The sequence below is a fragment of the Agrobacterium sp. 22-214-1 genome, assembly GCF_053522465.1.
Map to the genome: position 1 here is coordinate 1,671,795 of NZ_JBNWCK010000001.1, position 25,786 is coordinate 1,697,580.

A 25,786-nucleotide genomic window follows, 5' to 3' on the forward strand; every position below is an offset into this window, starting at 1 on the left:
GATCTCAAGCCTTTGCCGTGCGCGCGGCCGGCAGGGCCGCCACGTCTGGATGGGCGATGATGCCGTTGGGCATACGGTCTCGCAATTCGTCTTCCTGCTCGCTCATCACCGCTTTCAGGCGCGTGGCGATGCTGGCCTGCCGGTTGTCATTCGTCACCTTCTGGCCGAAGAGATCAGTCACATAGAAGGTATCGATGACCTTTTCACCGAAGGTGGTGATGCGGGCAGAGTGAATATCGAGCGACAGGTCGGCGATCACAGCCGTCATGTCCGCCAGAAGCCCCGGCCGGTCGAGGCATTCCACTTCGATGACGGTGAACTTGTTCGACAACCCGTTGGAAATGATGACGGAGGGCGGAATAGTGAAGGCGCTCTTCTTCTTGCGGCTCTTGGTACGGGTGGCGATCATTTCCGGCAGGCGCTGCTTGCCGGAGAGAACCTCCTCGATCAGCTTGCCGACATTGTTGCCGCGCCGCGTCTCGTCCTCATCGATCGGAAATTCGCGGTTGATGAGGATCGTATCCAGCGCCCGCCCATCGGACGTCGTGAAGATTTGCGCATCGGCGATATTGGCGCCGGCCGCCGCACAGGCGCCGGTGATGATGGAAAGCAGACGCGGATGGTCGGGCGCCAGCACGGTAATTTCGGTGATGGCATGGAAGGAATGGGTGCGCACCATGGTCGACAGCGCTTTTTCCTGCTTGTCGGCCTCACGGATGAAGCGGGTGTGACGCACCTGGTCTTCGAGCGCCACCGTCAGCAGATAGGGCTCGTAGTGCAGCTTGGTATATTTACGCCGCGCCTTCTGGCCCCAGTCTTCGAGGGCGTCGTAGAGCGCCTGCCGGGCGATCTGCGCGCGCTCCTTGCGGGAGACCTCCGAGAAGCCGCCCGACAGCAGCAGTTCGGTCTCGTAATAAAGCGAACGCAGCAGCTGCCCCTTCCAGCCGTTCCACACGCCCGGACCGACGGCGCGGATATCGCAGACCGTCAGGATCAGCAGCATCTTCAGCCGCTCCATGGATTGCACCTTGTCGGCGAAATCGGTGATTGTCTTGCGGTCATGCAGATCGCGCGTCTGGGCGACCATGGACATCAAAAGATGCTGCTCGATCAGCCAGACTACCGTTTCGGTCTGCTTGCCCGTTAGCCGGAAACGCTGGCAGAGCTTGCGGGCAACACGCGCGCCGGCAATCGAGTGGTCTTCCTGCCGGCCCTTTGCCACGTCGTGCAACAGAACGGCGACATAAAGCGCCTCGCGTTCCTCGACGCTCGGCATCAGCTGGTTGGCAAGCGGATGGGCATCGACGGCCGTTCCCTTGTCCACTTCCGACAGCACGCCGACGGAGCGGATCAGATGCTCATCCACCGTATAGTGGTGATACATGTTGAACTGCATCATCGCGACGATCTTGCCGAATTCGGGAATGAACTTGCCGAGAACGCCGGCCTCGTTCATGCGGCGCAGGGTCAGGGCCGGATCGCGCCGCGACGTCAGGATTGACAGGAAGAGCCGGTTTGCCTCCTCGTTTTCGCGAAGCTCGTCATTGATGAGCGACAGCGAGCGGGTGACGACGCGCAGCGCATCGGGATGCAGTTCGAGATTGTTGATATCGGCAATGTGGAACAGCCGGATCAGATTGACCGGGTCGTTCTTGAAGACATCCGGCTTGGCGAGCGCGATGCGGCCGCGATCCTCGACGAATTCCACCGAGCCGGGAATCTTGCGTACACGGTGGGCGAAGCGGCTGAGAACGCCGGAAAGACCCGGCACATCCTTCGCCTGCCGGTCTTCAAGGGCAGCGCAGACGATGCGGGTCAGGTCGCCGACATCCTTCGCCACGAGGAAATAGTGCTTCATGAAGCGTTCGACGGCGGAAAGGCCGGGGCGCGGCTGATAACCGAGCGCATCGGCGATTTCGCGCTGGATGTCGAAGGAAAGGCGCTCTTCCGCCTTGCCGGTGATGAAATGCATCTGGCAACGCACAGCCCAGAGAAAATCATCGGCCTTTTCGAACAGCCTGAGTTCAGGCCGCGACAGCACGCCGAGCTTGACCAGATCGGCCGTATCGCGGACGTGATAATAATATTTGGCGATCCAGAACAGCGTGTGCAGGTCACGCAACCCGCCCTTGCCTTCCTTGACGTTCGGCTCCACCAGATAACGCGTATCGCCAGCCTTGCGGTGGCGCTGGTCGCGCTCGGCGAGCTTTGCGGCAATGAATTCCGGGCCGGTTCCGGTGACGACTTCTGACTCGAAGCGTTTTTCGAGATCGTCGGTCAGGGATTTCTTGCCGCAGATCGCCCGCACTTCCAAAATAGCGGTACGGATCGTCATGTCGGATTTGGAGAGGCGGATGCATTCATCCACCGTGCGGGTGGCGTGGCCGACCTTGAAACCGAGATCCCAGAGGAGATAGAGCACGAACTCAACGGCCTTGTGCATGTCAGGTGTGTTCTTGGTGGGAAGCAGGAACAGGAGGTCGATATCCGATCCCGGCGCCAGTGTGCCGCGTCCATAACCGCCAACCGCGGCAACCGCGATCTGCGGCGCATCTTTCGGATAGACGTATTGGCAGGCGAGATCATAGAGCGTTTCGATCAGCCGATCCTGGAGCCAGGAGATGCGCCGGGCGCAATCGATGCCGCTGCCATCGGCTTTCAATAGTTCCCTGGCCTTTTCCCGGCCTTCCGTGCTGGCCTTGCGAAAGATCGGCAGCAGGTCGGAGCGAATATCGGCAATGCGTTTGCCGTCTTCCTTGAAGATGATGTCGCATTCGCGCTTCAGCGCCGATACATCGAGAATGTCGGAAAAATCCAGGTCCTTGATGGCCATCTATGCCGGTATCCATGTCCTGTGGGAAATCCCACCACTTGCGATGGGAGTGTCCTATAGCGAGTTTTAAAGGCGATGGACAGGCAATCTATCCCTTCAAGCCTTGCCAAGTTCTTTCTTCAACGCATAGAGCGCGTCCAATGCCTCACGCGGCGTCATTTCGTCGGGGTTGAAGCCTTTCAGAGCTTCCTCCAGCTTCGATGGTCCGGCCTTGCGGGTTTCCTCGCGGCGAACCGCGATCTGGAACAGCGGCAGATCGTCGATCAACTGGCTGGCCGGGTTCTTGCGGTCGGCATCTTCAAGCTTCGTCAGCACCTCGCGGGCGCGCTCCACCACCGAGGCAGGCAGGCCCGCAAGCCGGGCCACCTGAATGCCATAGGAACGATCCGCAGCACCCGGTCCGACTTCGTGCAGGAAGATGACGTCACCTTCCCACTCCTTCACCCGCATCGTGGCATTGGAAAGGCGGCCGAGTTTTTCCGACAGCACGGTCAATTCGTGGAAATGGGTGGCGAAGAGACCACGGCAGCGATTGACCTCGTGCAGATGCTCCACCGCCGCCCAGGCAATGGAAAGACCGTCAAAGGTCGCCGTGCCCCGGCCGATCTCGTCCAGAATGACCAGCGAGCGATCCGTCGCCTGATTGAGAATGGCGGCGGTTTCCACCATCTCCACCATGAAGGTCGAGCGGCCGCGCGCCAGATCGTCGGAGGCACCAACGCGGGAAAACAGCCGGTCGACGACACCGATATGGGCGGCTTCCGCCGGAACGAAGGAACCGATCTGCGCGAGGATGGCGATCAGCGCATTCTGACGCAGGAAGGTCGACTTACCGCCCATATTCGGGCCGGTGAGCAGCCAGATCGCGCCGTTCTTGCCGCCATTGACGGCCGACAGATCGCAGTTGTTCGCGATGAAGGGTCCGGCAGACTGCCGCCGCAACGCCTGCTCCACCACCGGATGCCGCCCGCCTTTAATCGCAAAGGTCATGGAAGCATCGACGATCGGTCGGCAATAGGCCTGTTCGGTAGCGAGATAGGCAAGGCTCGAGGCGACATCGATCACCGCAAGTGCCAATGCGCCGGCCTTGATCGCTTCAGCCTGCTGCACCACGGCCTTGACCATGCGCTCGAAGGCTTCCAGTTCCATGGTTAAAGCCTGCGCAGCGGCATTGGCGATGCGGCTTTCGAGATCGGCAAGCTCGGTGGTGGTGAAGCGCATGGCGCCCGCCATGGTCTGGCGATGGATAAAGCGCGCCTTGGCCTCGTCCGTCGCCATCATCACATCGGCATTGCCCGCCGTAACCTCGATGAAATAACCCAGCACATTGTTGTGCTTGATCTTGAGCGACTTGATGCCGGTCTCGTCGGCATATTTCAGTTGCAGCCCGGCAATCACCCGACGCGACTGGTCGCGCAGCGCTCGTACCTCGTCGAGTTCGGGATTGGCGCCTTCACGCAGGAAGCCGCCATCACGCTTCAAAAGCGGCAGATCGTCGGCAAGCATCGAGCCCAGCATGGCTTCCAGCCCGCCGGGCAAGGCTTTCAAATCCTTCAGAGCCGTAGCCAGCTCATCCGGTAACAACCCATCATCGAGAATGGCCGCTATTTTTTCGGCGGAAACCAATCCCAGCCGGATGGCACCGAGATCGCGTGGCCCACCGCGCTCCAGCGCCAGACGCGAAAGCGCACGCGGCATATCGGCGACATGTTTCAGCGCATCGCGCAGGCCGTCGCAGAGCGAGACGTCATCGATGAGATAAGCGACGGCATCGAGGCGGGCGTTGATCCTTTCCGGGTCGGTCAAGGGCGACATCAGTCGCTCGGCCAGAAGCCGTGCACCGCCGCCTGTTACCGTGCGGTTCAGGGCATGCAGCAGCGATCCGTCCCTTTCGCCGGACAGCGTCTTCACCAGCTCCAGATTGGCGCGGGTGGCGGGATCGATGAAAAGCGTGGAGGCGGCGCTTTCGCGCTCCGGCGCGCCGAGCGGCGGGCGCTCGGCGATCTGGGTCTTTTCGACATAGGCGACGGCAGCGGCGGCGGCCGCCATTTCCACCCGCGAAAACGTGCCGAAACCGTCCAGCGTCGAGACGTTGAAATAACGGGCGATGCGCCCTTCCGCCGTGGCGCTGTCGAAAAGGATAGCCGGTTGCGGCACCGCCACGCGGCCAAGCACATCGAAGACCGGCCGCAGTTCCTCGTCATGGAACAGGCTATCGGCGACGATCAGCTCACGCGGATCGATGCGCCAGATATCGGCGAGCAGCCGCGTCAGCGTGGTTTCCGCCAGACGGAAGACGCCGGTGGAAATATCGATCCAGGCGAGCGCAAACTGCGCCTCGGCACTGCCGCGAATGCGGGCGAGCGCCATCAGATAGTTGGATTCCGTCGGCGACAGCAGCTTTTCTTCGGTCAGCGTGCCGGGCGTGACAAGCCGCACCACATCACGCTTGACCACGGATTTCGAACCGCGCTTCTTGGCTTCCGCCGGATCTTCCACCTGTTCGCAGACGGCGACGCGATAACCGCGCAGGATGAGTTTCTGGAGATAATCATCCGCCGCATGGACGGGGACGCCGCACATGGGAATATCATGACCCATATGCTGGCCGCGTTTCGTCAGCGTGATGCCGAGAGCGCGGGAAGCCTCAATCGCATCATCGAAGAACAATTCGTAAAAATCGCCCATGCGGTAGAAGAGCAGCGAACCGGGATTGTTCGCCTTGATCTCGATATATTGCTCCATCATCGGAGTGGCCGTCGCGCGGCTCTCTTCCGAGATCAGGGAAGCGGTTGTCAGAACGTCCGTCAATGGCCTGCCGATGTCATATCGTGTTGCGGAAAAGGAGCGCCGACACTAGCGGCAATCTCCACCTTAAGACAACACGCGCGGGGACGCTGCCCACAGGAACATCCCGCCCGGCTGCGCCAAAACCCGGTCAGCCGTTGATGCGCTCGGCCTCGCCGCCATAATAGCTGATGTAACGGCCGGCGATGGACGAAACCGGCAGGACCACGAGGACGTCTGTGGTATTGAAGGCATGGTCCACGACCGCGCCGGAGCCGAACATGGCGCCAAGGCGCATATAGCCCTTGATCAGCGGCGGCATGGCGTTCAGCGCCTTGCGGGCGTTGAGCGCCTCTGCCGGAACGAGGTCCATCTCATGATAAAGCTCGGGAAGAGCGGAGGCTTCCCACTCGCCCTTGGCCACGCAATTATGATGCAGGAAAGACAGGGCAAGCGCGTGGGCTTCCGGCTGCACGCCGGGGAAGGAGGCGCAGCCGATCATGGCATCCATGCGGTGTTTCACGGCATAGGCCCAGTTGCCCTGCCACAGAAGCTCGACGGTGCGCTTGGTGCGATATTCCGGTAGCACGCAGGAACGGCCAAGCTCCATGAAGCGCTTGCCCGGATGGCGCGCAACGAGACCGGCGATGTCGAATTCGCTGGCGGAATAAAAACCGTTATTGGCAAGCGCGATTTCCTGCCGCAGCAAGCGATAGGTGCCGACGATCTGGTCTTCGCTGTCGCCTTCGATCGCCTTGTCGAGTACTAGCAGATGGTCGCAGACGCTGTCCCAGGCATCGATGTCGCGCTTGCGGCGCATGGCTTCCGCGGGAAGCCGCGCCTTCATTTCCTCGACGAAAACCCGGTAACGCACGGATTGCGCGGCATCGATCTCGCGTTCATTTCTGGCGAGCCGTGTTTCCAGCGTGCCGATACGGCCGAAAAGACCCTCATTGTCCTGAGCTGCCTCGGGACGAGGATTAATGACAACATTGTTTTCACAAATGTCGTGATTGAGGATTTCGGCAACCATGGGGAATCGCTCCGCCACCAAAGAATTTTCCTGTCATAAATCACTAATTGACGACAGAATAGTGACAAAATGCCGCCAGCGCGAGTCTGTCAAGTTATGATAGCGACAGGCGTTTCGCCTCCAGCAGACGGCGAATTTCCTCAACCAGCCGTCGCGGGTCGGCAGGCTTGGTCAAAACCGCACCGACACCGGCCCCAAGCAGGATTTCGGCAGTCGCGTCACTCGCATCTGCGCTGAGCACGATGATGGGAATATTTCTTTCGCCCTTCAGCATATGGAGAAGGTCGGGAAGCACATCGAGCCCCTCGCCGCCCGGCATGTTGAGATCGGAGACGATGAGGTCAGGCAGGCGGGTTGCGCCCGGCTCCACAGAAAGCCGCAACGCCTCAAAATCCTCGACAGCGCGGACGATGTAGCCGCTTTTTTCCAGAACGGCGCGGATGATGCGCTGATTGACGACATCGTCTTCGGCCACGAGTATCTCGATACCGCTCGCCCCTTCCGCCACCCGCGAGGAAAATCCCACATCCGGGTGGTTGTCGTTGATGGCGTCGCGCCTCTCAATGCCGCGCAGACGGCCGCACAGGACGTCGATCAGGGATTTTTCCCGCAGCGGCCGGATCAACCAGGCATCGAAGGCCACATGCATGGTCGACGGCCGCTCTTCGGGGCTGACCAGCAGCGTGCGGCGGACATTCTGTTGCGGCCAATCCCTCAGGGCATCCCTGAACAGCGGCGAAATGCGCCGGTCGACGATGATATCGGTGAGCTCGGCCGCGCGCGTGGCAGAACTCTTCCTCAGTTTTTCCAGATCTTCAGGCTGATGGATGAGAGTGCATTGACCGCCGAAAGCCTCGATCGCCTCCATCGTCACCGCCGCCGCCACGCCCTTCGGGGCGATGAGCAGGACATTTGTATGCCGCAGGCAATGACGCCTTGCCGGATCCGCCATTTCGGCAGGCGCGCCCGCGGGGCGAAACGCCAGTTTGAAAGTGCTGCCCTTGCCCTTGCGGCTGGAAACCGTGAGGCGGCCGCCGAATTCCCGCACGATACGGGCAGAAATCGCAAGTCCAAGGCCGGTGCCGGCGCTTCGCTGCGACAACGGGCCCGCCTGTTCGAATTCCCCGAAAATACGGGCCTGTTCCGCCCGGCTCATGCCCGGGCCGGTATCCTCGACGGCAATGTGCAATTCGTCGTCGGCCATGCGCGCCCGGATGACGACGCCGCCTTCCTGCGTGAATTTGACGGCATTGCCGAGGAGATTGAAGAGGACCTGACGTAGCCTCGCCGGGTCGAAATCGAGATGATCGGGCACATTCGGCGCAACGAAGGAGGTGATTTCTATGCCTTTTTCATGGGCGCGATGGGCCAGCATCTCGACGATGCTTTCGATCAGCCGGCGCAGGTTTTCCGCGCGCGGATTGAGCCTGAAGCGGCCGGCCTCCATTGTCGAATAATCCAGCAGATCCTCGACAAGCTGCACCAGCGACTGGCCGGATTGCCGCATGCCGTCGAGATAATTTCGCTGCTCCTCGTTGAGCCTCGTCTGCGACAGAAGATGGTTCATGCCAAGCATGCCGGAAAGCGGCAGACGAATTTCATGGCTTACGGTGGCAAGCAGCCGCGCCTTTTCGGCATCGGCCTTTTCGGCGCGCAGCCGGGCGTCCTCGCGCTCACCGAGCGCAAGCCGTTCTTCGGTCACGTCTCTGGCGATGCTGCTGATGAGGAGACGGCTGCTTGCCAGATCGCGGGTCACGACATCATGCCAGGAAAAGATGCGCTGACCGAACGGGGTTGCGATCTCCACATCATAGGCATGGACCTTGTCGCCCGGACGGAAAGCGATGCCAATTTCCTCGCAGCTCAGGCCTTCGGGGGCCGCACAGCCGGTCATTTCGCGAAAGACCCGGTTCGCTTCGACAATGCGCCGGTTCATGTCACGGATCACGACGATATCGCCCATGAATTCCTGCATCTCGGCAATCAGCGAGCGGTTTTGCGTTTGCCGCAGCCGAAGATCGGAATCCGCAGCCCGCACGGTGGGCTGATGGAAAGATTCATCAAAGAGCGCATAGAGCAGGACACCAACGAGCACGGCGCCAAAGAAGGTCGCCAGCGCAACGGTAACCGCATAAGGCACAGCAAGCGCGATCAGGGCTGCGGAAAAAGCCCCGACCGATAACGACACGGCGACATAGAGCGCAATCGACCTGTTATCGGTCGCATGTTCTTCATCCGCATGGCGCGTTGTTGTCTCGACACGATCCACCGGCTGCGCCGCCGTGGCGGCCAGGCCCAGCTCATCTGAAACTTTCTGCCGAAGTCTTGCCAGTTCGCTCATAGGCAACCGCTACCACGGCAGCGGTTTTGATATGTTTGGCTGAAACCCTAAAATTTTACTTTTTAGCCGTTCGGGCGTGCAAAAACTCGTCGAGAATGACGCAGGCTGCGCCGATGGTTATGAAACTGTCAGCCAGATTGAAGACCGCGAAAGACCATGTCTGCGTATGAAACAGGATATAGTCGATGACATGTCCATAAAAAAAACGGTCGAGCAGATTGCCGGCAGCACCTGCGATAATGAAGGCAAAGCCGAGATGGGCAAAGGTGCGGTCCGCCGCCGTCTTGCGCCACAGCCACAAGACGAAGACCACGATGACGAGCCGCATGCTGACGATGAACCAGCCATGCATGTCCTCCAGCATCGAAAAGGCCACGCCGAGATTATAGGTGCGATAAAGCGCCAGGAACGGGGCAACGGGAACCATCTCCTGCAGTGGCAGATAGGCTTCGACCAGTTGCTTGACGATCTGGTCCAGCACCAGTGCGGCGACGATCAGCGCGAAAGCCGGACCGAATTTCGAGAACAAAGCCGCTTTGGCCATTACGTCACCGATGCGAGTTCGAGGAGATGTCGCCGTGCTTCAAACAGCATGACGGCAGTTGCTATGGCGAGATTGAGGCTGTCGGCACGGCCCTGTTGGGGAATGCGCGCGAGCTGGTCGGCCTTGCCGGCGAGTTCCGGCGGCAGGCCGGATTGCTCATTACCCATCAGGAGCACGACCGGCTTTCCGGCATAGTCGATCTTTCGATAATCCACCGAGCCGGCCAGATGGGTGGCGACGACGCTGACCTGCGCCGATTTTTTCCATGACAGGAATTCCTCGACCGAAGCGCGGGCGACGGGCGTGGCGAAGACCGACCCCATGGTGGCACGCACCGTTTCCAGCGAAAACGGATCGGTGCAGTCGCCGACAAGAATGACGCCCGAAGCACCCGCCGCATCTGCGGTGCGGATGATGGTGCCGAGATTGCCGGGATCGCGGACCCGGTCGAGCGCGATATAGGTCTCGCCCTTTTCCGGGCGGATATCCTTCAGCGGCTTCCATTTCTGTTCGAAAATGCCGACGACCATCTGCGGATTGTCGCGGCGGGTGATCGAGGCGATAACCTTTTCGCTGACTTCGAGCACCAGACCGCCCGATGCGACCGTCTTTACCGCCGCCTGCTCCACCAGCGGCTTGCCCTTGGCGGCCTTGGCGTAAACCAGCGTCTTGATCGTCCAGCCGAGTTCCAGCGCGTCGATGACCAGCTTCAGGCCTTCCGCCATGAAGGTGCCGGTCTCTTCCCTGCCCTTTTTTTGGGTGAGCGCCTTGATATCCTTGATGATGGGATTGGCAAGGCTGGTCACTTCCTTGACCTGGCCAACCCGGCGCGTCGTGTTTTCGCGCATATCTTTCATCATTTCGGCTCCCAGCGGCTGAACAGCGATGTGGAAAGCACACGGCCCGGCGTCTTGCCATCAAGACCGGCCTCGCGAATGACGAGTTCGCCGGATGCGACGACGCCACCGGCGCCGCGCATGGTTTCACGCATCAGCTCATGCATCGAATAGAAGCTGGCCCTGATCGAATAGGCCGTCAGCACAAGGCCGAGCGCCTTGGGCGACAGGATTTCGCGGCAGATATCCAGCATCAGCGGCAGATGGTCGAACAATTGCCAGACCTCGCCGTGGGTGCCGCGGCCGAATTTCGGCGGATCGGTGAGGATAATGTCGTAGCTGTTGCCGCGACGCTCCTCACGCTGGATGAATTTCATCGCATCTTCGCAGATCCAGCGGATGGGCGCCTGCTCGAGCCCGGCGAGCGCCTGATTTTCCTTGGCCCAGCCAATTGCCTTCTTGGAGGCATCGACATGGGTGACTTCAGCGCCTGCGGCCGCCGCGATCAGCGAGGCAACGCCGGTATAACCGAAGAGGTTCAGCACTTTCAGCGGCCGGTCGGCGGTCTCGACGGCGTTTTTCAGCCATTCCCAATGGACGATCTGTTCCGGAAAAACACCAACGTGACGGAAAGCGGTGAAACGGCCAAGAAAGTCGACCCCGAGCAGGGATAGTGGCCAGGTTTCGCCAAGCGCCGCCTTTGGAAAACGCCAGCGGCCCATGCCGTCCTCATCTGTATCGCCGGTGAAAATGGCGTCGGCATTCTGCCATACACGGTCGGGAACCGACGGTTGCCACAGCGCCTGCGCCTCCGGACGGACGATGCGGTATTCGCCGTATTGTTCGAGCTTCAGGCCGTTACCGCTGTCGATCAGGTGAAAATCGCCAGCACCGCTCGATTCCAGAATAATCGGAACCTGTTCAGCGGGACGGTCGCCGGTGCGGGGCTTGAGCGGTCGCGCAGGCACCTGCTCAACGGCTGTCGCCGGAGTAACCTTTTCCCTCGGCGCAGGTTTTGGCGCGCTGCGGACAGCGTCCGGCTCGCGCTTTTTCGGTGCCACTTCCGCCCGTCGTGCCGGCTTTGCGGCATGAACCTGTTTTTTCTCGCTCCCGGCACGTGCACGATTGCCCGGCCGGCTGTCTTTTTTCTTCAATGGAAATCTTTCCGCTTTTGCCCGCGTCTTATCGCGCAGCAAATAGCATTCCATGCGCCGCTCGCCTAGAGCCGGAACGAATGTCGGCTACATCACTTTGCCGGGAGTTGTCCGGCATTTGGAAGATGGCCTGTCGCAGCGGCTTTTTGCCGGTTCGCTTCGTCATGCCAGCGAACGGCTTCCTTCGCCTCGATACGGGCGCGTTTGCGATGTTTGCCCTGGGCGAACCATGTGGCCGCCGATCCCAGCAGCACACCGAAAATGACTGCCAGAAACAGGAATACGAAAAACGGCGCGGTGAAGGACAGAACGCCATCTTCCGGTCGGAACGGATTGAGCGCCAGCGTCACGGCCTGACGATTGGCCACGCACAGGATGACGAGAATAATCGCCAGCGGAAGCAGGATGATGAGGTTGATGATTTTTTTCGACATCCGAGAATACTCCATCGCTGCGGGGCTCCGCTAGCTCCGTTTCCGGCGCGGGCAGTGAGGACGATCAATCGTCCTCTTCGTCACCCATGCCGGGGTTCAGGCGCTCGCGCAGTTCCTTGCCCGTCTTGAAGAAAGGCACCCATTTTTCCTCGACGAAAACCGACTCACCCGTGCGCGGGTTCCGGCCGGAACGCGACGGACGGTTTTTCACCGAAAATGCGCCGAAACCACGAAGCTCGACACGATTTCCTGCCGCCAGGGCGTCGGTGATTTCATCCAGCACCGCATTGACGATGTTTTCCACGTCACGGTGATAAAGGTGCGGGTTACGCGCAGCAACGATCTGCACCAGTTCAGACTTGATCACGGTTGCCCCCTGAAAGAATTGGATTTTTAACGCGGCTCAACCTGCCAAACGGAAACAAGACCGTCAAGAAACAACTTGTCCGTACCGAGCTGGCCGGGGCCTGCGAAGGGAATTAAATCGTCATATCCCAGAAACTTCGCTATTTGCGCAACACTGAAAAGCGCAAAAGGCGAGCGGGATGACGGCGCGCGCCATTCGACGATCGGCAGATCCTTGGCAACACCGCGTGTTTCGAAATAGCTGCGAATTTCCTTTTCGCCGCCCAGCGTATCGACCAGCTTGTTGGCGAGCGCCTGCCTGCCGGTGAAAATCGATCCATCCGCCAGTTTGAGCACATCTTCGCGCGGCAGCTTGCGGCGATCAGCCACAAGATCGACAAACCAGCCATAGCTGTCCATCACCATGGCGCGGATCATCGTCTTCGCCTCCTCCGGCGCCTCGTGGAACGGCGAAGGCTCCGCCTTCATCGGCGACGACTTGATTTCCTGCAGCGAGACGCCGAGCTTTTCCATCAACTGGCCAAGCTGGGGGTACTGGAAGATCACGCCGATCGAGCCGGTGATCGAGGTTTCGCCGGCGACGATGACATCGCCTGCCGATGCGATCATATAACCTGCGGAAGCGGCGAGCGTGCGCACATCCGAGACAACCGGCTTCTTTTCCGCGACGCCTCGGATGGCCTTGAAGATGCGCTCACCGCCATAGGTGGTGCCGCCCGGCGAGGAAATCGACACGATCAGCCCTTTGACATTCTCGTTCTTGGCGATCTTGTCGAGTCGCTCGAGAAGTTCGGTATTGTCGGTGATCAGGCCGGAGACCTCGACACGGGCAATATGGGGCTTCGCACTTTGCTGCGGTCCATCCCATAAAAACCGGTAAAGACCGAAAGCGCCGGCGACAAGCAGGAGAACGGCGGCAATCCGCCAGAAAGTCAGCTTGCGGCGCAACCGCCTGCGATCCGCTATCGCCATATTGTCCATAAAAACCTCTGTCATCCGCTTTTGCGCTTCAGGCCATATGGTTCTTCTAACGCGAAGCCGCAAGGAAACAATAAGGAAACCAGAATTACGATAAAATTCGCATTTCCCTTGCACCTCTCCAGACAAAAACCATATTGGCAGGACAAAGCACTCATGCCAAAGACATTTAGATAGAGACACAAGCTTCGATTGTGCGCCAGAATGGCGCCCTAGAAGCATTCCGGACCCACTCTTATGCTCGAAAGACTCCGCGAACCCGCGCCAGCATTTTCGCTGCCCAATGACCAGAACGGCGCCTATGACACCGCGCTGCGGCATTCTGCGCGCGTGAAGCGGCTGAAAATCATTCTGCCGCTCGGCGCGGCAATCATTTCGTTCGCCTTCATCGCCGTTTCGGTTATCCGAACCTGGGCGCCCGACGAGGTCTCTCTTGAGAGCGCACGAATTGAAGACGGCAAGATCGTGATGGAAAAACCCGCTGTTGCCGGCCGCAACGAGAAGGGGATCGATTATTCCATGAACGCCGACCGTGCGTTGCAGGACATCGCCAACCCCAATCTCATGACGCTTGAAAAGGTTCTGGCGGCAGTGCCGGTAAACGACAGCGTCGCGCAGGTGATCGCCCAGGAAGGCATTTTCGACCGGGCGACCAACAAGCTGAAGATGACCGCCCCTTTTGACATCAATCTCAGCAATGGCATACAAGCGAAGTTCCAGTCTGCGGATGTCGATCTGAAGGCTGGGAAAATGAGCAGCCAGGAGCCGGTTTCGATCAAAACAAACGACGGCTCGATTGTTGCGCAATCGATTGACATCGCCGATAATGGCAAGACAATTACATTTTCGGGGCAGGTACGGGCACGTATCGCTGCATCCAATATCAAGAATGAAGGCAAGTGAGAGCCCGGTCCAGATGATGCAAATTTCCCGTCCCGTTTCCCTTGGCAAATCCGCCGGCCTTGCAGCCGCAGGTCTTGTTTTTTCGTGTCTTGCAACTGTGGCTTTCGCCCAGAACACCACCAGCAACATGCAGGGCGTCAAGCTCTCCGGCGACCAGCCTATCGCGATTGAAAGCGATCAGCTCGAGATTCGCGATCAGGAGCGCAAGGCCTATTTCACCGGCAATGTGAAAGTGGTGCAGGGAACGACCACCCTTCAGGCCGGCAAGATGACTGTGAATTACAAGGGCGAGGGTTCTTCGCTCACCAGCGGCGACGCCAATATCGAAAAAATCTTCGTCGACAATAATGTCTATCTGACGTCCGAGACCCAGAAGGCGACGGCCGATCACGGCGAATTCGACATGGCGGCGCAGACCTTCATTCTGACCGGCAAGCAGGTCGTGCTGTCCGAAGGCACGAATGTCTTCACCGGCTGCAAGCTCACCGTTCTGATGAATACGGGACAGGCCAAGCTGGAAAGCTGCGGCGGCCCTGTCCGGATCATGCTCGATCCGAAATCGCAGAAAAAACAGTAGTCTTTCCTCGTGAAGATACCCTCGATCTCAAAGATATTCGGCGGCGGGCGCAGCCGATCCGCGGACGCGGCCTCGCCGGCGGACAAGACCCCCTATCAGGGCACGCTGATCGCGCATGGCCTGACGAAGACCTATAATACGCGCCGTGTCGTCAACGGGGTTTCGCTGGTCGTGCGCCGAGGCGAGGCCGTGGGACTGCTCGGCCCGAACGGTGCCGGTAAAACCACCTGTTTTTACATGATCACGGGCCTGGTGCCCGTGGATACCGGCAAGATTGCCATCAACGGCAATGATGTCACCACCATGCCGATGTACCGGCGCGCGCGTCTCGGCGTCGGTTATCTGCCGCAGGAAGCATCGATCTTCCGGGGCTTGACGGTCGAGGAAAACATCCGCGCCGTGCTGGAAGTGCATGAGCCGGACGCTGCCAAGCGCAACCGCAAGCTCGATGAGCTGTTGGAAGAGTTTCATATCGCGCAACTGCGAAAATCGCCTGCCGTGGCGCTTTCAGGTGGCGAGCGGCGGCGTCTGGAAATCGCGCGCGCACTCGCGACCGATCCGACCTTCATGCTGCTCGACGAACCTTTCGCGGGCGTCGATCCGATTTCGGTCAGCGATATTCAGAATCTGGTGAGGCACCTGACAGCGCGCGGCATCGGCGTTCTCGTGACCGACCACAATGTCCGTGAAACGCTCGGTCTTATCGACCGCGCATACATCATCCATGCCGGCGAGGTTCTGACGCATGGACGTCCGGACGATATCGTCAACAATCCGGATGTACGCCGTCTCTATCTCGGCAATAATTTTAGCCTTTAAACGCCTGGAGCGGGATAGCGAAAAGTGTGTGCGGTTTTCGCTTGAAATCCCGCTCTAATTATATGATCTAGATCGTGATTTAAGATTTCAGGTCGTTTCGGCCTAAAATCATCATGATCGGCGCGCGAAAGATTCTTCATCGCGCCCCGCCCTGACGCTTGACCAAACAAGATAAAAAAGCAATTTTTGGGCCAAGTTCCGTCGTCTCAGAAAAATTTCTGGAAAATCAGGCGACGGAGAAGCTGTAAGGGGAGTTTCGCGTCCGCCATGGCATTGTCTGCCAGCCTTTTGCTGCGTCAAAACCAGTCTCTCGTGATGACACCGCAACTGATGCAGTCCATCCAGCTGCTTCAGATGACGCATTTCGAGCTGACGCAGTTCATCGCGCAGGAGGTGGAGCGCAATCCACTGCTGGAAATTGCGGCAAACGATGGCGATTTGAGCAGCGATGCCCCGGCAGAGACCGAGAGTTTCGGTGACGCAGACGGCGAAGGCTCGGAGAGATCCGCCACGGTGACGCCCGACAGCGACGACTGGTATGGCGACCGCGCCGCAAATCTCGGCGAGCAACTGGACACCAGCTTCGAAAACGTCTTTCCCGACGATGCCGAGCCCAGAAAGGCCGATGCGCCCGAACTGGCCGGCCAATGGAAATCCATGCCCGGCCAGGAGTCGGGGGAAAGTTACGATCTCGACGATTTCGTCGCGGCCAGACAGAGCCTCAGCGACCATCTCAATCAGCAACTGCCGCTCGCCATATCCGCCGCCGAAGACCGAATGATCGCCGATGCGCTGATCGGCCAGCTTGACGAGACCGGCTATATTGCGGCGGATGCCGTCGACGACGTCGCCGAACGGCTGGGCGCGGCCCCGTCGGCGGTCGAGCACGTTCTAAAGACGCTTCAGGGCTTCGATCCACCGGGTGTATTTTCCCGTTCCTTAAGCGAATGTCTGGCGATCCAGCTTGCCCAGAAGGACCGGCTCGACCCGGCCATGCGGGCTTTCGTCGACAATCTGGAACTTCTGGCGAAACGCGACTTCGCCTCCTTGAAAAAAATCTGCGGTGTCGATGAGGAAGACCTCCTCGACATGCTGGCGGAAATCCGCACGCTCAACCCCCGCCCCGGCGCGGGTTACGATTCGATGGTTTCGGAGACCATCGTTCCCGATATTATCGTTCGTCCCTCCTCCACCGGCGGCTGGCTGGTGGAAATCAATCCCGAGACCCTGCCGCGCGTGCTCATCAACCAGAGTTATTTCGCCGAGGTGTCGAAACATAAGGCGCGTGCAGGCGAGGATCAGGATTTCCTGACTGAGTGCATGCAGACGGCGCATTGGCTGACCCGCAGCCTCGACCAGCGAGCCCGGACGATCATGAAGGTGGCGACGGAAATCGTGCGCCAGCAGGATGCCTTTCTCGTCAATGGCGTGGATCATCTGCGCCCGCTGAACCTCAAGACGGTGGCCGACGCCATCAAGATGCACGAATCCACCGTCAGCCGGGTGACATCGAAAAAATACATGCTAACGCCGCGCGGTCTGTTCGAGCTGAAATATTTCTTCAGCGTGTCGATCAGCGCCGTGGAAGGCGGAGACAGCCATTCGGCGGAAGCGGTGCGCCACCGCATCAAGGCCATGATCTCGCAGGAGGCCGCCGAGGCGGTTCTTTCAGACGACGATATCGTCGACAACCTGAAAAAGAGCGGCATCGATATCGCCCGCCGCACTGTCGCCAAATATCGCGAGGCGATGAACATCCCCTCCTCCGTGCAAAGGCGTCGGGAAAAGAAGGCGCTGGCCAAGCTATCCGCCTTCTGAGCGGTGGCCGCGATCACGTTTATGGCGGTTTTTTGCCGCACCATTGACTCTTGCCACGGCAAGGGCTAGAAGCCCGCCGCACACGTAAGCAAGGTCATTTGTAACGGATTCATCTCCACCGTCCATGGGCGTAAAATTCGAATGAGGGCTTTTTAAGGTCTTCGAAACGCTTGGATGCGCGCGCGGCTTGACGTAAGCTGGTACTCGCAAATCACTACAAAAAGGAAAATTTCCATGAGTGTGCGTGTATCTGGTAAACATATGGAGATCGGTGAATCTTTCCGTCAGCGGATCGAGGACAATATAGGTCTGGCGGTTACCAAATACTTCGATGGGGGGTATTCAGGCCAGGTGACCGTGGAGAAGTCCGGATCGCGTTTTGCCGCGGACTGCAAGCTGCATCTCGATACCGGCGTTGTATTGCATGCGGCGGGTCAGGCAAATGATCCGCAGGCGAGCTTCGATGCCGCCGCAGAGCGGATCGAGAAGCGCCTGCGCCGCTACAAGCGCAAGCTTAAGGACCACCACAATGGTGCGAATGGCGTGTCGCAGGAAATCGCCTATACGGTGATGGATGCTATTCCCGATGAGGACCACGAGGTTCCCGAAGATTACGCACCCACCATCGTAGCGGAGAGTTCGAAACAGATTAAGACAATGTCCGTCGCCAGCGCCGTGATGGCGCTCGACATGACGGACGAACCGGTTCTGCTGTTCCGCAGCCCGGGCAAGGAATATCTCAACATCGTTTACCGGCGTCATGACGGCAATATTGGCTGGATCGACGCGGAAACGATCAAGAGCTGAACAGTCTGACAAGACGTGGGAGGCAGAGCGCGAAAGCGTAGCTGCCTCCTGCATCGTCTCGATGGCATGAAGGAAAAAGAGAATGGCGTTGGCAGATTTGCTGCAACAAGATGCGATTATTCCCGCCCTCAAGGTGAATTCCAAAAAGCAGTTGCTTCAGGAGCTGGCCGCAAAGGCAGCCAGAATTACCGGAGTCTCGGAACGGGAAGTTTTCGACGTCATCCTCCAGCGTGAGAAACTCGGCTCCACCGGTGTGGGCCACGGCATCGCCATTCCGCATGGCAAGCTCAACAGCATCCATCAGATCACCGGCGTATTCGCACGCCTTGAAACACCGGTCGATTTCGAAGCGCTGGACGACCAGCCCGTCGATCTGGTTTTCCTGCTGCTCGCGCCCGAGGGCGCCGGCGCGGATCACCTGAAGGCGTTGTCCAGAATTGCACGCGCCCTGCGCGACCCTGAACTGGTCGCCAAGCTGCGCGCCACCGATTCCGACACCGCAATCTACGCTTTCCTCAATCAGGAGCAGGCGACAGCGGCCTGATCGCGGGCTAACTCCCTCAGTTTAACGGCAATAAAAAACGCGCCCTGAAGGCGCGTTTTTTATGACGTAAGGATAGATGCCTTACGCGTCTTTTTCATTGAGAGACGAGGTGCCCGGCTCGGCCGATGCGGCAACTTCCGCCTTCGGGCCGCCTTTGGCGACGCCGACCATCGCCGGGCGCAGGACGCGGTCGCCAATGGTGAAACCGGCCTGAACCACCTGGAGCACGGTATTGTTGGGAACCGTCGTGTTCGGGATTTCGAACATGGCCTGATGAAAATTCGGGTCGAACTTCTGGCCCTCGGCATCGATCTTCTTGACACCGTGGCGTTCCAGCGTCGACAGCATCGAACGTTCCGTCATCTCGACCCCTTCGATCAGGCCATTGAGACCGGCTTCGCCATTGGTCTTGAGTTCATCCGGAATTGCTTCCAGCGCGCGGCGAAGATTATCCGAAACGGCAAGCATGTCGCGTGCAAAGGCAGCCAGCGAATAGGCCTTGGCGTCCTTGACATCACGCTCGGTGCGGCGGCGAAGATTGTCCATCTCGGCGGCAAGGCGCAGAAATTTATCGCGCAGATCGGCGTTCTCAGCCTTTAGTAACTCCACCGGATCGGGCTCTGCCGTTTCGGCCTGTTCTTCACCTGCCTGAGCAAGATCGACAAACTCTTCCGCGACGTCCGCGTCAGGTCCGGGCTTTTTTGTATCGTCGGTCATGACGTTCTCCAGATTTGAATATGTTGGTTGCGCCCGATATCGAGCTTTGACGGGCAAAAATCAAGGCTTGCGGCGAAAAGCTTGCCGCATTCCCTGACCTTGCCGGTCTGTCCTATCTCTGCTTGCGGGAAAGGCGGGCCATGATCTGCGCCGTATAGTCCACCATCGGCACGATACGGGCGTAATTCAGCCGGGTCGGGCCAATGACACCGACCGCACCCACGACACGATTATCCTCGTCACGATAGGGCGCGACGATCAGCGACGAACCGGACAGCGAAAACAACTTGTTTTCCGAGCCGATGAAAATCCTGACCCCCGAGCCGCTTTCGGCGAGATTGAGGATTTCGATGAGATTTTCCTTGCGCTCCAGGTCGTCGAACAGCAGGCGCACCCGATCGATGTCTTCCTCACCGGCGAGACCTTCAAGCAGGTTGGAGCGACCGCGAACGATGAGACGGCCAAGCTTGCCCTCCTCATTGTCTCCCGCCCATACCGCCAGACCGCGCTCCACAAGGTCCTGCGCCAATATGCCGAGTTCCGATTGCAGTTCCGTCCGCTGCGTCTGGAACTGACCGCGCAACTCATGCAGCGTCTGACCGGAGAGATGGGCATTGATGAAATTCGCCGCTTCGGTCAATTGCGACGAGGAGATGCCGGCCGGCAATTCGATGATGCGGTTTTCGACCTGATTGTGGTCGCCCACCAGCACGGCGAGCGCCTTGGTGGGCTCCAGCCTTATGAATTCGACATGCTTGAGGATGACGTCGTTCTTCGCCGTCAATACGAGGCCCGCGCCGCGCGACATGCCGGACAGCATGCGGCTCGCCTCCGTCAAAAGCCCTTCCAGCGACTGTTCGTGGCCGGCGACCGGCCCGATCTGACGGTCGATAGTCGCCCTTTCCTCGGCGGGCAGATCACCCACCTGCATAAAAGCGTCAACAAAGAAACGCAGCCCCGTCTGGGTCGGCAGGCGACCGGCGCTGATATGCGGCGAATAGATGAGGCCGAGCTCTTCGAGATCGCTCATGACATTGCGGACGGAGGCAGGTGAAAGCGACATCGGCAACAGCCGCGACAGGCTGCGCGATCCGAGCGGCTCACCCGTATCGAGATAACCTTCGACGATGCGCCGGAAAATTTCCCGAGACCGTTCATCCAGCAGCGATGCCTGATCTTTTGATAGCGGTGCGGAAAAACCCATTTCGTCCGTTCTTTGTCGTTCAAACCAGCTCGCATCAATATAATGCGTTGCAACGCCGCGGCAAAATGGAAATTGGCTTTGCAAAAGCCCGGACCTCGCCTTAGAAGGCAGGGACCAACATGGAGAGTGGATCATATGCGGCCTTCAGGCAGAAAAACCGACCAGATGCGCAAGGTTTCCTTCGAGCGCAATTTCTCGAAACATGCCGAAGGTTCCTGTCTCGTGAAATTCGGCGACACGCATGTGCTCGTTACCGCCAGCCTTGAAGAAAAGACCCCACCGTGGCTGCGCAACAGCGGCAAGGGCTGGGTCACCGCCGAATACGGCATGCTACCGCGTTCCACCCATGAACGCATGAAGCGCGAGGCTGCCTCCGGCAAGCAGGGCGGACGCACACAGGAAATCCAGCGCCTCATCGGCCGTTCGTTGCGCGCGGTCGTTGATCTGCAGGCACTTGGCGAGCGCCAGATCAGCATCGACTGCGATGTCATTCAGGCCGATGGCGGCACCCGCACCGCCTCCATCACCGGCGCATGGATTGCCCTGCATGATTGCCTGAAATGGATGGAAACCCGTAACATGATCAAGGTCGAGAAGGTTCTAAAGGACCATATCGCCGCGATCTCCTGCGGCATCTTCGCCAACCAGCCGGTGATCGATCTCGATTACCTCGAGGATTCCTCCGCCGAGACCGACGCTAATTTCGTCATCACCGGCTCCGGCGGCATCGTCGAGGTTCAGGGCACGGCGGAAGGCGCGCCCTTCTCCGAGGAAGAATTCCTGACGCTGCTCGGTCTTGCCAAGGCCGGTTGCAGCGAACTGGTTGCCCTTCAGAAACGGGCAATCGCCTGAGCCGACAGGAAAGCACCATGCGCAAGCTCGATACCAGAACGATCGTCGTCGCCAGCCACAACAAGGGCAAGATCGCCGAAATCGCCGATCTGATCGGGCCTTTCGGCTTCTCCGCCAAATCGGCGGCGGAACTGAACTTCGAAGAGCCGGATGAGACGGGTACGACCTTCGAGGAAAATGCTGCCATCAAGGCGCTTGCCTCCGCTAAGGCATCGGGTCTTCCGGCTTTGTCCGACGATTCCGGTCTGGTCATCGATGCACTGGATGGTGCGCCGGGTGTCTATACCGCCAATTGGGCGGAAACGGCCGATGGCACCCGCGACTTCGCCATGGCGATGCAGAAGGTCGAGGATGCGCTGGCCGAGCGAGGCGCATCGAAGCCGGAAGACCGCACCGGCCGCTTCGTCAGCGTGCTGTGCCTGGCGTGGCCGGACGGGCATCTCGAATATTTCCGCGGCGAGGTGGAAGGCACGGTGGTGTGGCCGCCCCGCGGTACGAGCGGTTTCGGTTACGATCCGGTCTTCAAACCGGAAGGATACGACACCACATTCGGCGAGATGAGCGCGGATGAAAAACACGGCTGGAAACATGGCGACGCCTTCGCGCTTTCGCACCGTGCCCGGGCGTTTAAAAAATTCGTAGAAACCTGCCTGGAGGCATGAACCCGATGGTCGGGGAGCATCAACTTTCTGCCCCCGGCGCGTCGCTTCTGCCGGATACGGGCGATCCCGGTTTCGGGATCTATCTGCATTGGCCCTTCTGTGCGGCCAAATGTCCCTATTGCGATTTCAATAGCCATGTCCGTCACCGGCCGGTGGATCAGGAACGGTTTACGGCGGCCTTTCTCCGTGAAATGGAACATATGCGGACGCTGAGCGGCCCGCGCGTCGTAACCAGCATTTTCATGGGCGGCGGCACGCCATCGCTGATGGACCCGCAGACGGTCGCGGCACTTCTCGATGGCGTCTCGCGCTTCTGGCATGTGCCGGATGGTATCGAGATCACCATGGAAGCCAATCCTTCCAGCGTCGAGGCGGAGCGTTTTCGCGGTTACCGCGCGGCGGGCGTCAACCGTGTCTCGCTCGGCGTGCAGGCGCTGAACGACCGCGACCTGAAGTTCCTTGGCCGCCTGCATGATGTTGCCGATGCCTTGAAGGCCATCCGGCTGGCGCGGGAGATTTTTCCGCGCATGTCCTTCGATCTCATCTATGCCCGACCGAACCAGACGGTGGCCGAATGGGACGCTGAGCTGAAAGAGGCTGTCTCCTACGCGGTCGACCATCTGTCGCTCTATCAGCTGACCATCGAGGAAGGCACGCCCTTCTACGGGCTGCACAAGGCCGGCAAGCTGATCGTCCCGGATGGCGAACATTCGGCCGTGCTTTATGAGGCGACGCAGGAAATCACCGAGCGTTACGGCATGCCGGCCTATGAGGTTTCCAACCATGCCCGGCCGGGTGCTGAAAGCCGCCACAACCTGACCTACTGGCGTTATGGCGATTATGCCGGCATCGGCCCCGGCGCGCATGGACGCCTGACGAGAGGCGCTTCCAAGCTCGCAACCGCCACCGAGCGCCACCCGGAAAACTGGCTCGAAACCGTTGAGCGGGAAGGCCACGGTATGGTCGATCAGGAGCTGCTTGGCGTCGATGAGCAGGCCGATGAATTGCTGCTGATGGGCCTTCGCCTGCGCGAAGGCATCGATCTCGCCCGCTGGAGCGACCTTTCCGGCCGCGATCTCGATCCGGAAAAGGAGGAATTCCTCCTCCAGCACGGTTTCGTGGAAAGGCTCGGCAATTCCCGCCTGCGCTGCACGCCGTCCGGCATGCTCATTCTGGACGCGGTGGTGGCCGATCTCGCCTGCTGACGCCAGCCTCCACCCGGCTTTAGCCCAATAAACAAGACGACAATAAAAAAGCGGCCCGAAGGCCGCTTTTTTCATGCGTTGTTTTCGTTGATCAGGCGTTTCAACAGCTCAACCTCATGGCCGAGCTTGGTGTCGCCGGAAATCAGTTCCTCGATCTTGCGCACGGCATGCAGAACCGTGGTGTGATCGCGACCGCCGAAACGGCGACCGATCTCGGGGAAAGACCGCGGCGTCAGCATCTTGGCCAGATACATGGCGATCTGGCGTGGCTTGACGATGACGCGGGTGCGGCGGTTGGACACCAGCTCCTGTCGCGACACATTATAGTGCTTGGCGACGATGCGCTGAATATCCTCGATGCGTACACGCTTGGCCTCACCCGTCCCGACGAGATGCGACAGCAGCTCATCGACACGATCAACCGAGAGGTTCGGCTCGAAGGAGCGACGGAACATCAGCTGGTTGAAGGCGCCTTCCAGTTCGCGTCCGCTTGCCGTCACGCTCTTGGCCACATGGGTCAGGATTTCATCCGAAATCTCGAAGGACGGATCGTCCTGACGTGCCGAGCCGAGGCGGCGGTTGAGCATTTCATAGCGCATGTCGTAGTCGGGACCTTCGATCTCGATGGCCATGCCGCCCTGAAGGCGGGAACGGACACGCGGATCGAGCGATTCCAGCTCCCATGGCGCACGGTCAGCAGCGACCACGACCTGCTTGGCGCTGTCGAGCAGCATGTTCAGCAGATGGCAGAATTCGTGCTGGATCATCTTACCCTGCAGGAACTGCATGTCATCGATGACGAGCAGGTCGATATTGCGCAGCGTGTCCTTCAGCGTCAGCGCGTCATTGTCGCGGATCGCAGTGGCGAAACGCCACATGAAATATTCGGCCGTCAGATAGACCACGCGCGGATTGCGCGGGCTGTCGATGGCGGCATTGGCGATTGCCTGCAGAAGATGCGTCTTGCCGAGGCCGACACCCGCATGGATGAACAGCGGGTTGAAGCGCACGGCGCCGGCACCGGCTTCGGCGATCGTCTTTGCCGCCGCGAGCGCGACGCGGTTGGACGAGCCTTCGACAAAGGTATCGAAGGTGAAACGTGTGTCGAGCGGCGAACCGAACAACGGCCCGGAACCGCCCTGACGCAGGGTCGCCTGCGAAGCCGCTGGCTGTGCGGCAGGCGTCGCGGGCTGCGACGGAATGAAGGACTTGTTACGCTGAACCGCGCCGACTTCCGGAACGGGCTGCGCCCTTTCCTCGGTCTGAGCCGGACGGACCGGGCGGCTGGCCGAGCGGACCAGAATCTCCACCTTCAGCACATCCGCATCCTCGCTTTGGACGAGGTTCGTGATCAGATCCATGTAACGGTTGTTGATCCAGGACTTCAGAAAAGTCGTCGGAACGGTGAAACGGACGACGCTTTTCGAAACGGAATGGAGTTTGAGCCGTGCAAACCAGCTTGCATAGACCTCCGGACCAACCTGTGCCTTGAGCCGCGCGCTAAAACGTTCAAACAGCGCATCGTGCGTCATTGCCGATTTGTCCCCTGCCGCATCTGAGCAAGCTGCATCACGCGTCTTTGGTGCGCGGTCCCCATCAGCCACCGCACCCATCGCCAAATTCAATTGCATATTGCCGCCTTTCAAATTGCCAATCATAGCCTGACGATCAAAGATCGATCGCCAGAGATCCCCCTCGTATATTTTTGCCTCCAGCGTTCCCCTCGAAAGAACGTCAAAGGCGACTACTCGTTTGCGAGCCGGTTATCCCATTTCCCTCCCCATCATGGAGAGGCCTGCGACACGCTAAAACGCTCCTTTCGTCACAACCTTAAGGCGCATTCTTGAGGACAAAAAACTCCCGCCCGTTCCGGAGACCGAAACGGCACAAAAAGCTCCATGACCTGAAAAAACGGACCCCGAAAGACCCGCCAGCAAGAAGGTGAATATCGTCGATACGATCATCGAGATAATCTGTGGACTGAGATCCGCACCCCTTGTTGAAATGCATTTAGGCAGGATCGTGGGGAGAGATCAATGGCGTTTTTTCTGCAAAAACTCAGATCGGCCATTGACTCGCAAAGGCCGTTTTGCATCACCGACAAGGTGCGAAGCAGAATCGCTTATGAATCAATGAGATTCAATTTTGGCGATTTTTGAGAGCTGATTTTGGCAAAAAAATAAAAATCTTCTTGACTCAAAACTAGCCGCGACTTCCGTAGAGAAAGCCCCCGAGTTTTCCAGAGACCTCCAGCAAGCCATTGTTTTTATTGCAAATTTCCTGTCGTCCATCTGACATGCGTTTGTCACGTTACGGCAGCAATGGTTAACGGGCAGTTAGAATCACAAAAAGCCCGGTCAAAAGACCAGGCT

General features: G+C 59.2%; 22 protein-coding genes. 9 read left to right on the forward strand and 13 right to left on the reverse strand.

All coding sequences use genetic code 11. The features are described 5' to 3' along the window. Nucleotides 1–4: 4 nt before the first annotated feature. The 10 genes from ACQZ5G_RS08415 to sppA all read right to left on the reverse strand — a co-directional run bounded on the left by ACQZ5G_RS08415 (nucleotide 5) and on the right by sppA (nucleotide 13,309). A complete protein-coding gene (locus ACQZ5G_RS08415) occupies nucleotides 5–2,833 on the reverse strand; it encodes a [protein-PII] uridylyltransferase (RefSeq protein WP_448737214.1) in 2,829 nt (942 codons plus the stop codon). A 96-nt stretch (nucleotides 2,834–2,929) separates the two neighbouring features. Further along, on the reverse strand, nucleotides 2,930–5,581 hold the full coding sequence (gene mutS / locus ACQZ5G_RS08420) for a DNA mismatch repair protein MutS (protein WP_448737595.1): 2,652 nt from the start codon (nucleotides 5,579–5,581) through the stop codon (nucleotides 2,930–2,932). Nucleotides 5,582–5,771: 190 nt separating this feature from the next. Then, entirely contained in the window at nucleotides 5,772–6,653 is an 882-nt protein-coding gene (gene olsB / locus ACQZ5G_RS08425) for a l-ornithine N(alpha)-acyltransferase (protein ID WP_003520073.1), read from the reverse strand. A gap of 94 nt (nucleotides 6,654–6,747) precedes the next feature. After that, a complete protein-coding gene (locus tag ACQZ5G_RS08430) occupies nucleotides 6,748–8,994 on the reverse strand; it encodes an ATP-binding response regulator (RefSeq protein WP_448737213.1) in 2,247 nt (748 codons plus the stop codon). Nucleotides 8,995–9,049: 55 nt separating this feature from the next. After that, complete coding sequence (gene lspA / locus ACQZ5G_RS08435) at nucleotides 9,050–9,538, reverse strand: signal peptidase II (protein ID WP_003520075.1); 489 nt, start codon at nucleotides 9,536–9,538, stop codon at nucleotides 9,050–9,052. Next, nucleotides 9,538–10,398, reverse strand: coding sequence for a TrmH family RNA methyltransferase (locus tag ACQZ5G_RS08440; protein ID WP_448737212.1), 861 nt, complete (start codon nucleotides 10,396–10,398; stop codon nucleotides 9,538–9,540). The genes lspA and ACQZ5G_RS08440 overlap by 1 nt, the downstream gene beginning before the upstream one ends. Further along, nucleotides 10,395–11,528 carry a class I SAM-dependent rRNA methyltransferase gene (locus tag ACQZ5G_RS08445; protein WP_448737211.1) on the reverse strand — a complete coding sequence of 378 codons (1,134 nt, stop codon included), beginning with the start codon at nucleotides 11,526–11,528 and terminating at the stop codon, nucleotides 10,395–10,397. The genes ACQZ5G_RS08440 and ACQZ5G_RS08445 overlap by 4 nt, the downstream gene beginning before the upstream one ends. Nucleotides 11,529–11,620: 92 nt before the next feature. Further along, nucleotides 11,621–11,962, reverse strand: a complete 342-nt coding sequence (locus ACQZ5G_RS08450; RefSeq protein WP_162927450.1) for a LapA family protein — start codon at nucleotides 11,960–11,962, stop codon at nucleotides 11,621–11,623. Between the two features lie 64 nt (nucleotides 11,963–12,026). After that, nucleotides 12,027–12,353 carry an integration host factor subunit beta gene (locus tag ACQZ5G_RS08455; protein ID WP_219256707.1) on the reverse strand — a complete coding sequence of 109 codons (327 nt, stop codon included), beginning with the start codon at nucleotides 12,351–12,353 and terminating at the stop codon, nucleotides 12,027–12,029. A gap of 2 nt (nucleotides 12,354–12,355) precedes the next feature. Continuing rightward, nucleotides 12,356–13,309, reverse strand: coding sequence for a signal peptide peptidase SppA (gene sppA / locus ACQZ5G_RS08460; RefSeq protein ID WP_448737594.1), 954 nt, complete (start codon nucleotides 13,307–13,309; stop codon nucleotides 12,356–12,358). Nucleotides 13,310–13,543: 234 nt separating this feature from the next. Between sppA and lptC the strand changes: the two genes are divergently transcribed. The 6 genes from lptC (at nucleotide 13,544) to ptsN (ending at nucleotide 18,774) form a co-directional block, all read left to right on the forward strand. Continuing rightward, nucleotides 13,544–14,209, forward strand: a complete 666-nt coding sequence (gene lptC, locus ACQZ5G_RS08465) for an LPS export ABC transporter periplasmic protein LptC (protein WP_003520082.1) — start codon at nucleotides 13,544–13,546, stop codon at nucleotides 14,207–14,209. Nucleotides 14,210–14,222: 13 nt separating this feature from the next. Continuing rightward, nucleotides 14,223–14,786, forward strand: a complete 564-nt coding sequence (locus ACQZ5G_RS08470; protein WP_003503784.1) for an LptA/OstA family protein — start codon at nucleotides 14,223–14,225, stop codon at nucleotides 14,784–14,786. Nucleotides 14,787–14,795: 9 nt separating this feature from the next. Next, a complete protein-coding gene (lptB, locus tag ACQZ5G_RS08475) occupies nucleotides 14,796–15,605 on the forward strand; it encodes an LPS export ABC transporter ATP-binding protein (RefSeq protein ID WP_003520083.1) in 810 nt (269 codons plus the stop codon). Nucleotides 15,606–15,872: 267 nt separating this feature from the next. Further along, a complete protein-coding gene (rpoN, locus tag ACQZ5G_RS08480) occupies nucleotides 15,873–17,423 on the forward strand; it encodes an RNA polymerase factor sigma-54 (RefSeq protein WP_448737210.1) in 1,551 nt (516 codons plus the stop codon). 234 nt (nucleotides 17,424–17,657) lie between these two features. Beyond that, the gene (gene hpf / locus ACQZ5G_RS08485) at nucleotides 17,658–18,230 is read left to right on the forward strand and encodes a ribosome hibernation-promoting factor, HPF/YfiA family (protein ID WP_003520085.1); all 573 of its coding nucleotides are present in this window, start codon (nucleotides 17,658–17,660) and stop codon (nucleotides 18,228–18,230) included. 82 nt (nucleotides 18,231–18,312) lie between these two features. After that, on the forward strand, nucleotides 18,313–18,774 hold the full coding sequence (gene ptsN / locus ACQZ5G_RS08490) for a PTS IIA-like nitrogen regulatory protein PtsN (RefSeq protein ID WP_003503792.1): 462 nt from the start codon (nucleotides 18,313–18,315) through the stop codon (nucleotides 18,772–18,774). An 81-nt stretch (nucleotides 18,775–18,855) separates the two neighbouring features. Here the strand turns inward: ptsN and grpE are convergent, their stop codons facing one another. Both grpE and hrcA read right to left on the reverse strand, forming a co-directional pair. After that, nucleotides 18,856–19,491 (reverse strand): nucleotide exchange factor GrpE, encoded by a 636-nt coding sequence (grpE, locus tag ACQZ5G_RS08495; RefSeq protein WP_003520086.1) that lies wholly within the window; start codon nucleotides 19,489–19,491, stop codon nucleotides 18,856–18,858. Between the two features lie 112 nt (nucleotides 19,492–19,603). After that, the gene (hrcA, locus tag ACQZ5G_RS08500) at nucleotides 19,604–20,695 is read right to left on the reverse strand and encodes a heat-inducible transcriptional repressor HrcA (RefSeq protein WP_003520087.1); all 1,092 of its coding nucleotides are present in this window, start codon (nucleotides 20,693–20,695) and stop codon (nucleotides 19,604–19,606) included. Between the two features lie 135 nt (nucleotides 20,696–20,830). Between hrcA and rph the strand changes: the two genes are divergently transcribed. From rph to hemW, 3 genes are read left to right on the forward strand one after another with little or no spacing between them, the layout of a single operon-like run. Next, nucleotides 20,831–21,547: a ribonuclease PH gene (gene rph, locus ACQZ5G_RS08505; protein ID WP_003520088.1), complete on the forward strand. Its 717-nt coding sequence runs from the start codon at nucleotides 20,831–20,833 to the stop codon at nucleotides 21,545–21,547. 17 nt (nucleotides 21,548–21,564) lie between these two features. Next, nucleotides 21,565–22,209, forward strand: a complete 645-nt coding sequence (gene rdgB / locus ACQZ5G_RS08510; RefSeq protein WP_003520089.1) for an RdgB/HAM1 family non-canonical purine NTP pyrophosphatase — start codon at nucleotides 21,565–21,567, stop codon at nucleotides 22,207–22,209. Nucleotides 22,210–22,214: 5 nt separating this feature from the next. Then, the gene (gene hemW, locus ACQZ5G_RS08515; protein ID WP_059759503.1) at nucleotides 22,215–23,414 is read left to right on the forward strand and encodes a radical SAM family heme chaperone HemW; all 1,200 of its coding nucleotides are present in this window, start codon (nucleotides 22,215–22,217) and stop codon (nucleotides 23,412–23,414) included. A 71-nt stretch (nucleotides 23,415–23,485) separates the two neighbouring features. On the opposite strand, the gene dnaA is transcribed toward hemW, so the two are convergent. Beyond that, nucleotides 23,486–24,946 (reverse strand): chromosomal replication initiator protein DnaA, encoded by a 1,461-nt coding sequence (dnaA, locus tag ACQZ5G_RS08520; RefSeq protein WP_448737209.1) that lies wholly within the window; start codon nucleotides 24,944–24,946, stop codon nucleotides 23,486–23,488. Nucleotides 24,947–25,786 lie beyond the last annotated feature (840 nt).

What these genes read in the sequence shown, in the direction of transcription:
- ACQZ5G_RS08415 (WP_448737214.1), bottom strand. Translation starts at nt 2,833, where the DNA reads ATGGCCATCAAGGACCTGGATTTTTCCGACATTCTCGATGTATCGGCG.
- mutS (WP_448737595.1), bottom strand. Translation starts at nt 5,581, where the DNA reads ATGATGGAGCAATATATCGAGATCAAGGCGAACAATCCCGGTTCGCTG.
- olsB (WP_003520073.1), bottom strand. Translation starts at nt 6,653, where the DNA reads ATGGTTGCCGAAATCCTCAATCACGACATTTGTGAAAACAATGTTGTC.
- ACQZ5G_RS08430 (WP_448737213.1), bottom strand. Translation starts at nt 8,994, where the DNA reads ATGAGCGAACTGGCAAGACTTCGGCAGAAAGTTTCAGATGAGCTGGGC.
- lspA (WP_003520075.1), bottom strand. Translation starts at nt 9,538, where the DNA reads ATGGCCAAAGCGGCTTTGTTCTCGAAATTCGGTCCGGCTTTCGCGCTG.
- ACQZ5G_RS08440 (WP_448737212.1), bottom strand. Translation starts at nt 10,398, where the DNA reads ATGATGAAAGATATGCGCGAAAACACGACGCGCCGGGTTGGCCAGGTC.
- ACQZ5G_RS08450 (WP_162927450.1), bottom strand. Translation starts at nt 11,962, where the DNA reads ATGTCGAAAAAAATCATCAACCTCATCATCCTGCTTCCGCTGGCGATT.
- sppA (WP_448737594.1), bottom strand. Translation starts at nt 13,309, where the DNA reads ATGGACAATATGGCGATAGCGGATCGCAGGCGGTTGCGCCGCAAGCTG.
- lptC (WP_003520082.1), top strand. Translation starts at nt 13,544, where the DNA reads ATGCTCGAAAGACTCCGCGAACCCGCGCCAGCATTTTCGCTGCCCAAT.
- ACQZ5G_RS08470 (WP_003503784.1), top strand. Translation starts at nt 14,223, where the DNA reads ATGATGCAAATTTCCCGTCCCGTTTCCCTTGGCAAATCCGCCGGCCTT.
- rpoN (WP_448737210.1), top strand. Translation starts at nt 15,873, where the DNA reads ATGGCATTGTCTGCCAGCCTTTTGCTGCGTCAAAACCAGTCTCTCGTG.
- hpf (WP_003520085.1), top strand. Translation starts at nt 17,658, where the DNA reads ATGAGTGTGCGTGTATCTGGTAAACATATGGAGATCGGTGAATCTTTC.
- ptsN (WP_003503792.1), top strand. Translation starts at nt 18,313, where the DNA reads ATGGCGTTGGCAGATTTGCTGCAACAAGATGCGATTATTCCCGCCCTC.
- grpE (WP_003520086.1), bottom strand. Translation starts at nt 19,491, where the DNA reads ATGACCGACGATACAAAAAAGCCCGGACCTGACGCGGACGTCGCGGAA.
- hrcA (WP_003520087.1), bottom strand. Translation starts at nt 20,695, where the DNA reads ATGGGTTTTTCCGCACCGCTATCAAAAGATCAGGCATCGCTGCTGGAT.
- rph (WP_003520088.1), top strand. Translation starts at nt 20,831, where the DNA reads ATGCGGCCTTCAGGCAGAAAAACCGACCAGATGCGCAAGGTTTCCTTC.
- rdgB (WP_003520089.1), top strand. Translation starts at nt 21,565, where the DNA reads ATGCGCAAGCTCGATACCAGAACGATCGTCGTCGCCAGCCACAACAAG.
- hemW (WP_059759503.1), top strand. Translation starts at nt 22,215, where the DNA reads ATGGTCGGGGAGCATCAACTTTCTGCCCCCGGCGCGTCGCTTCTGCCG.
- dnaA (WP_448737209.1), bottom strand. Translation starts at nt 24,946, where the DNA reads ATGACGCACGATGCGCTGTTTGAACGTTTTAGCGCGCGGCTCAAGGCA.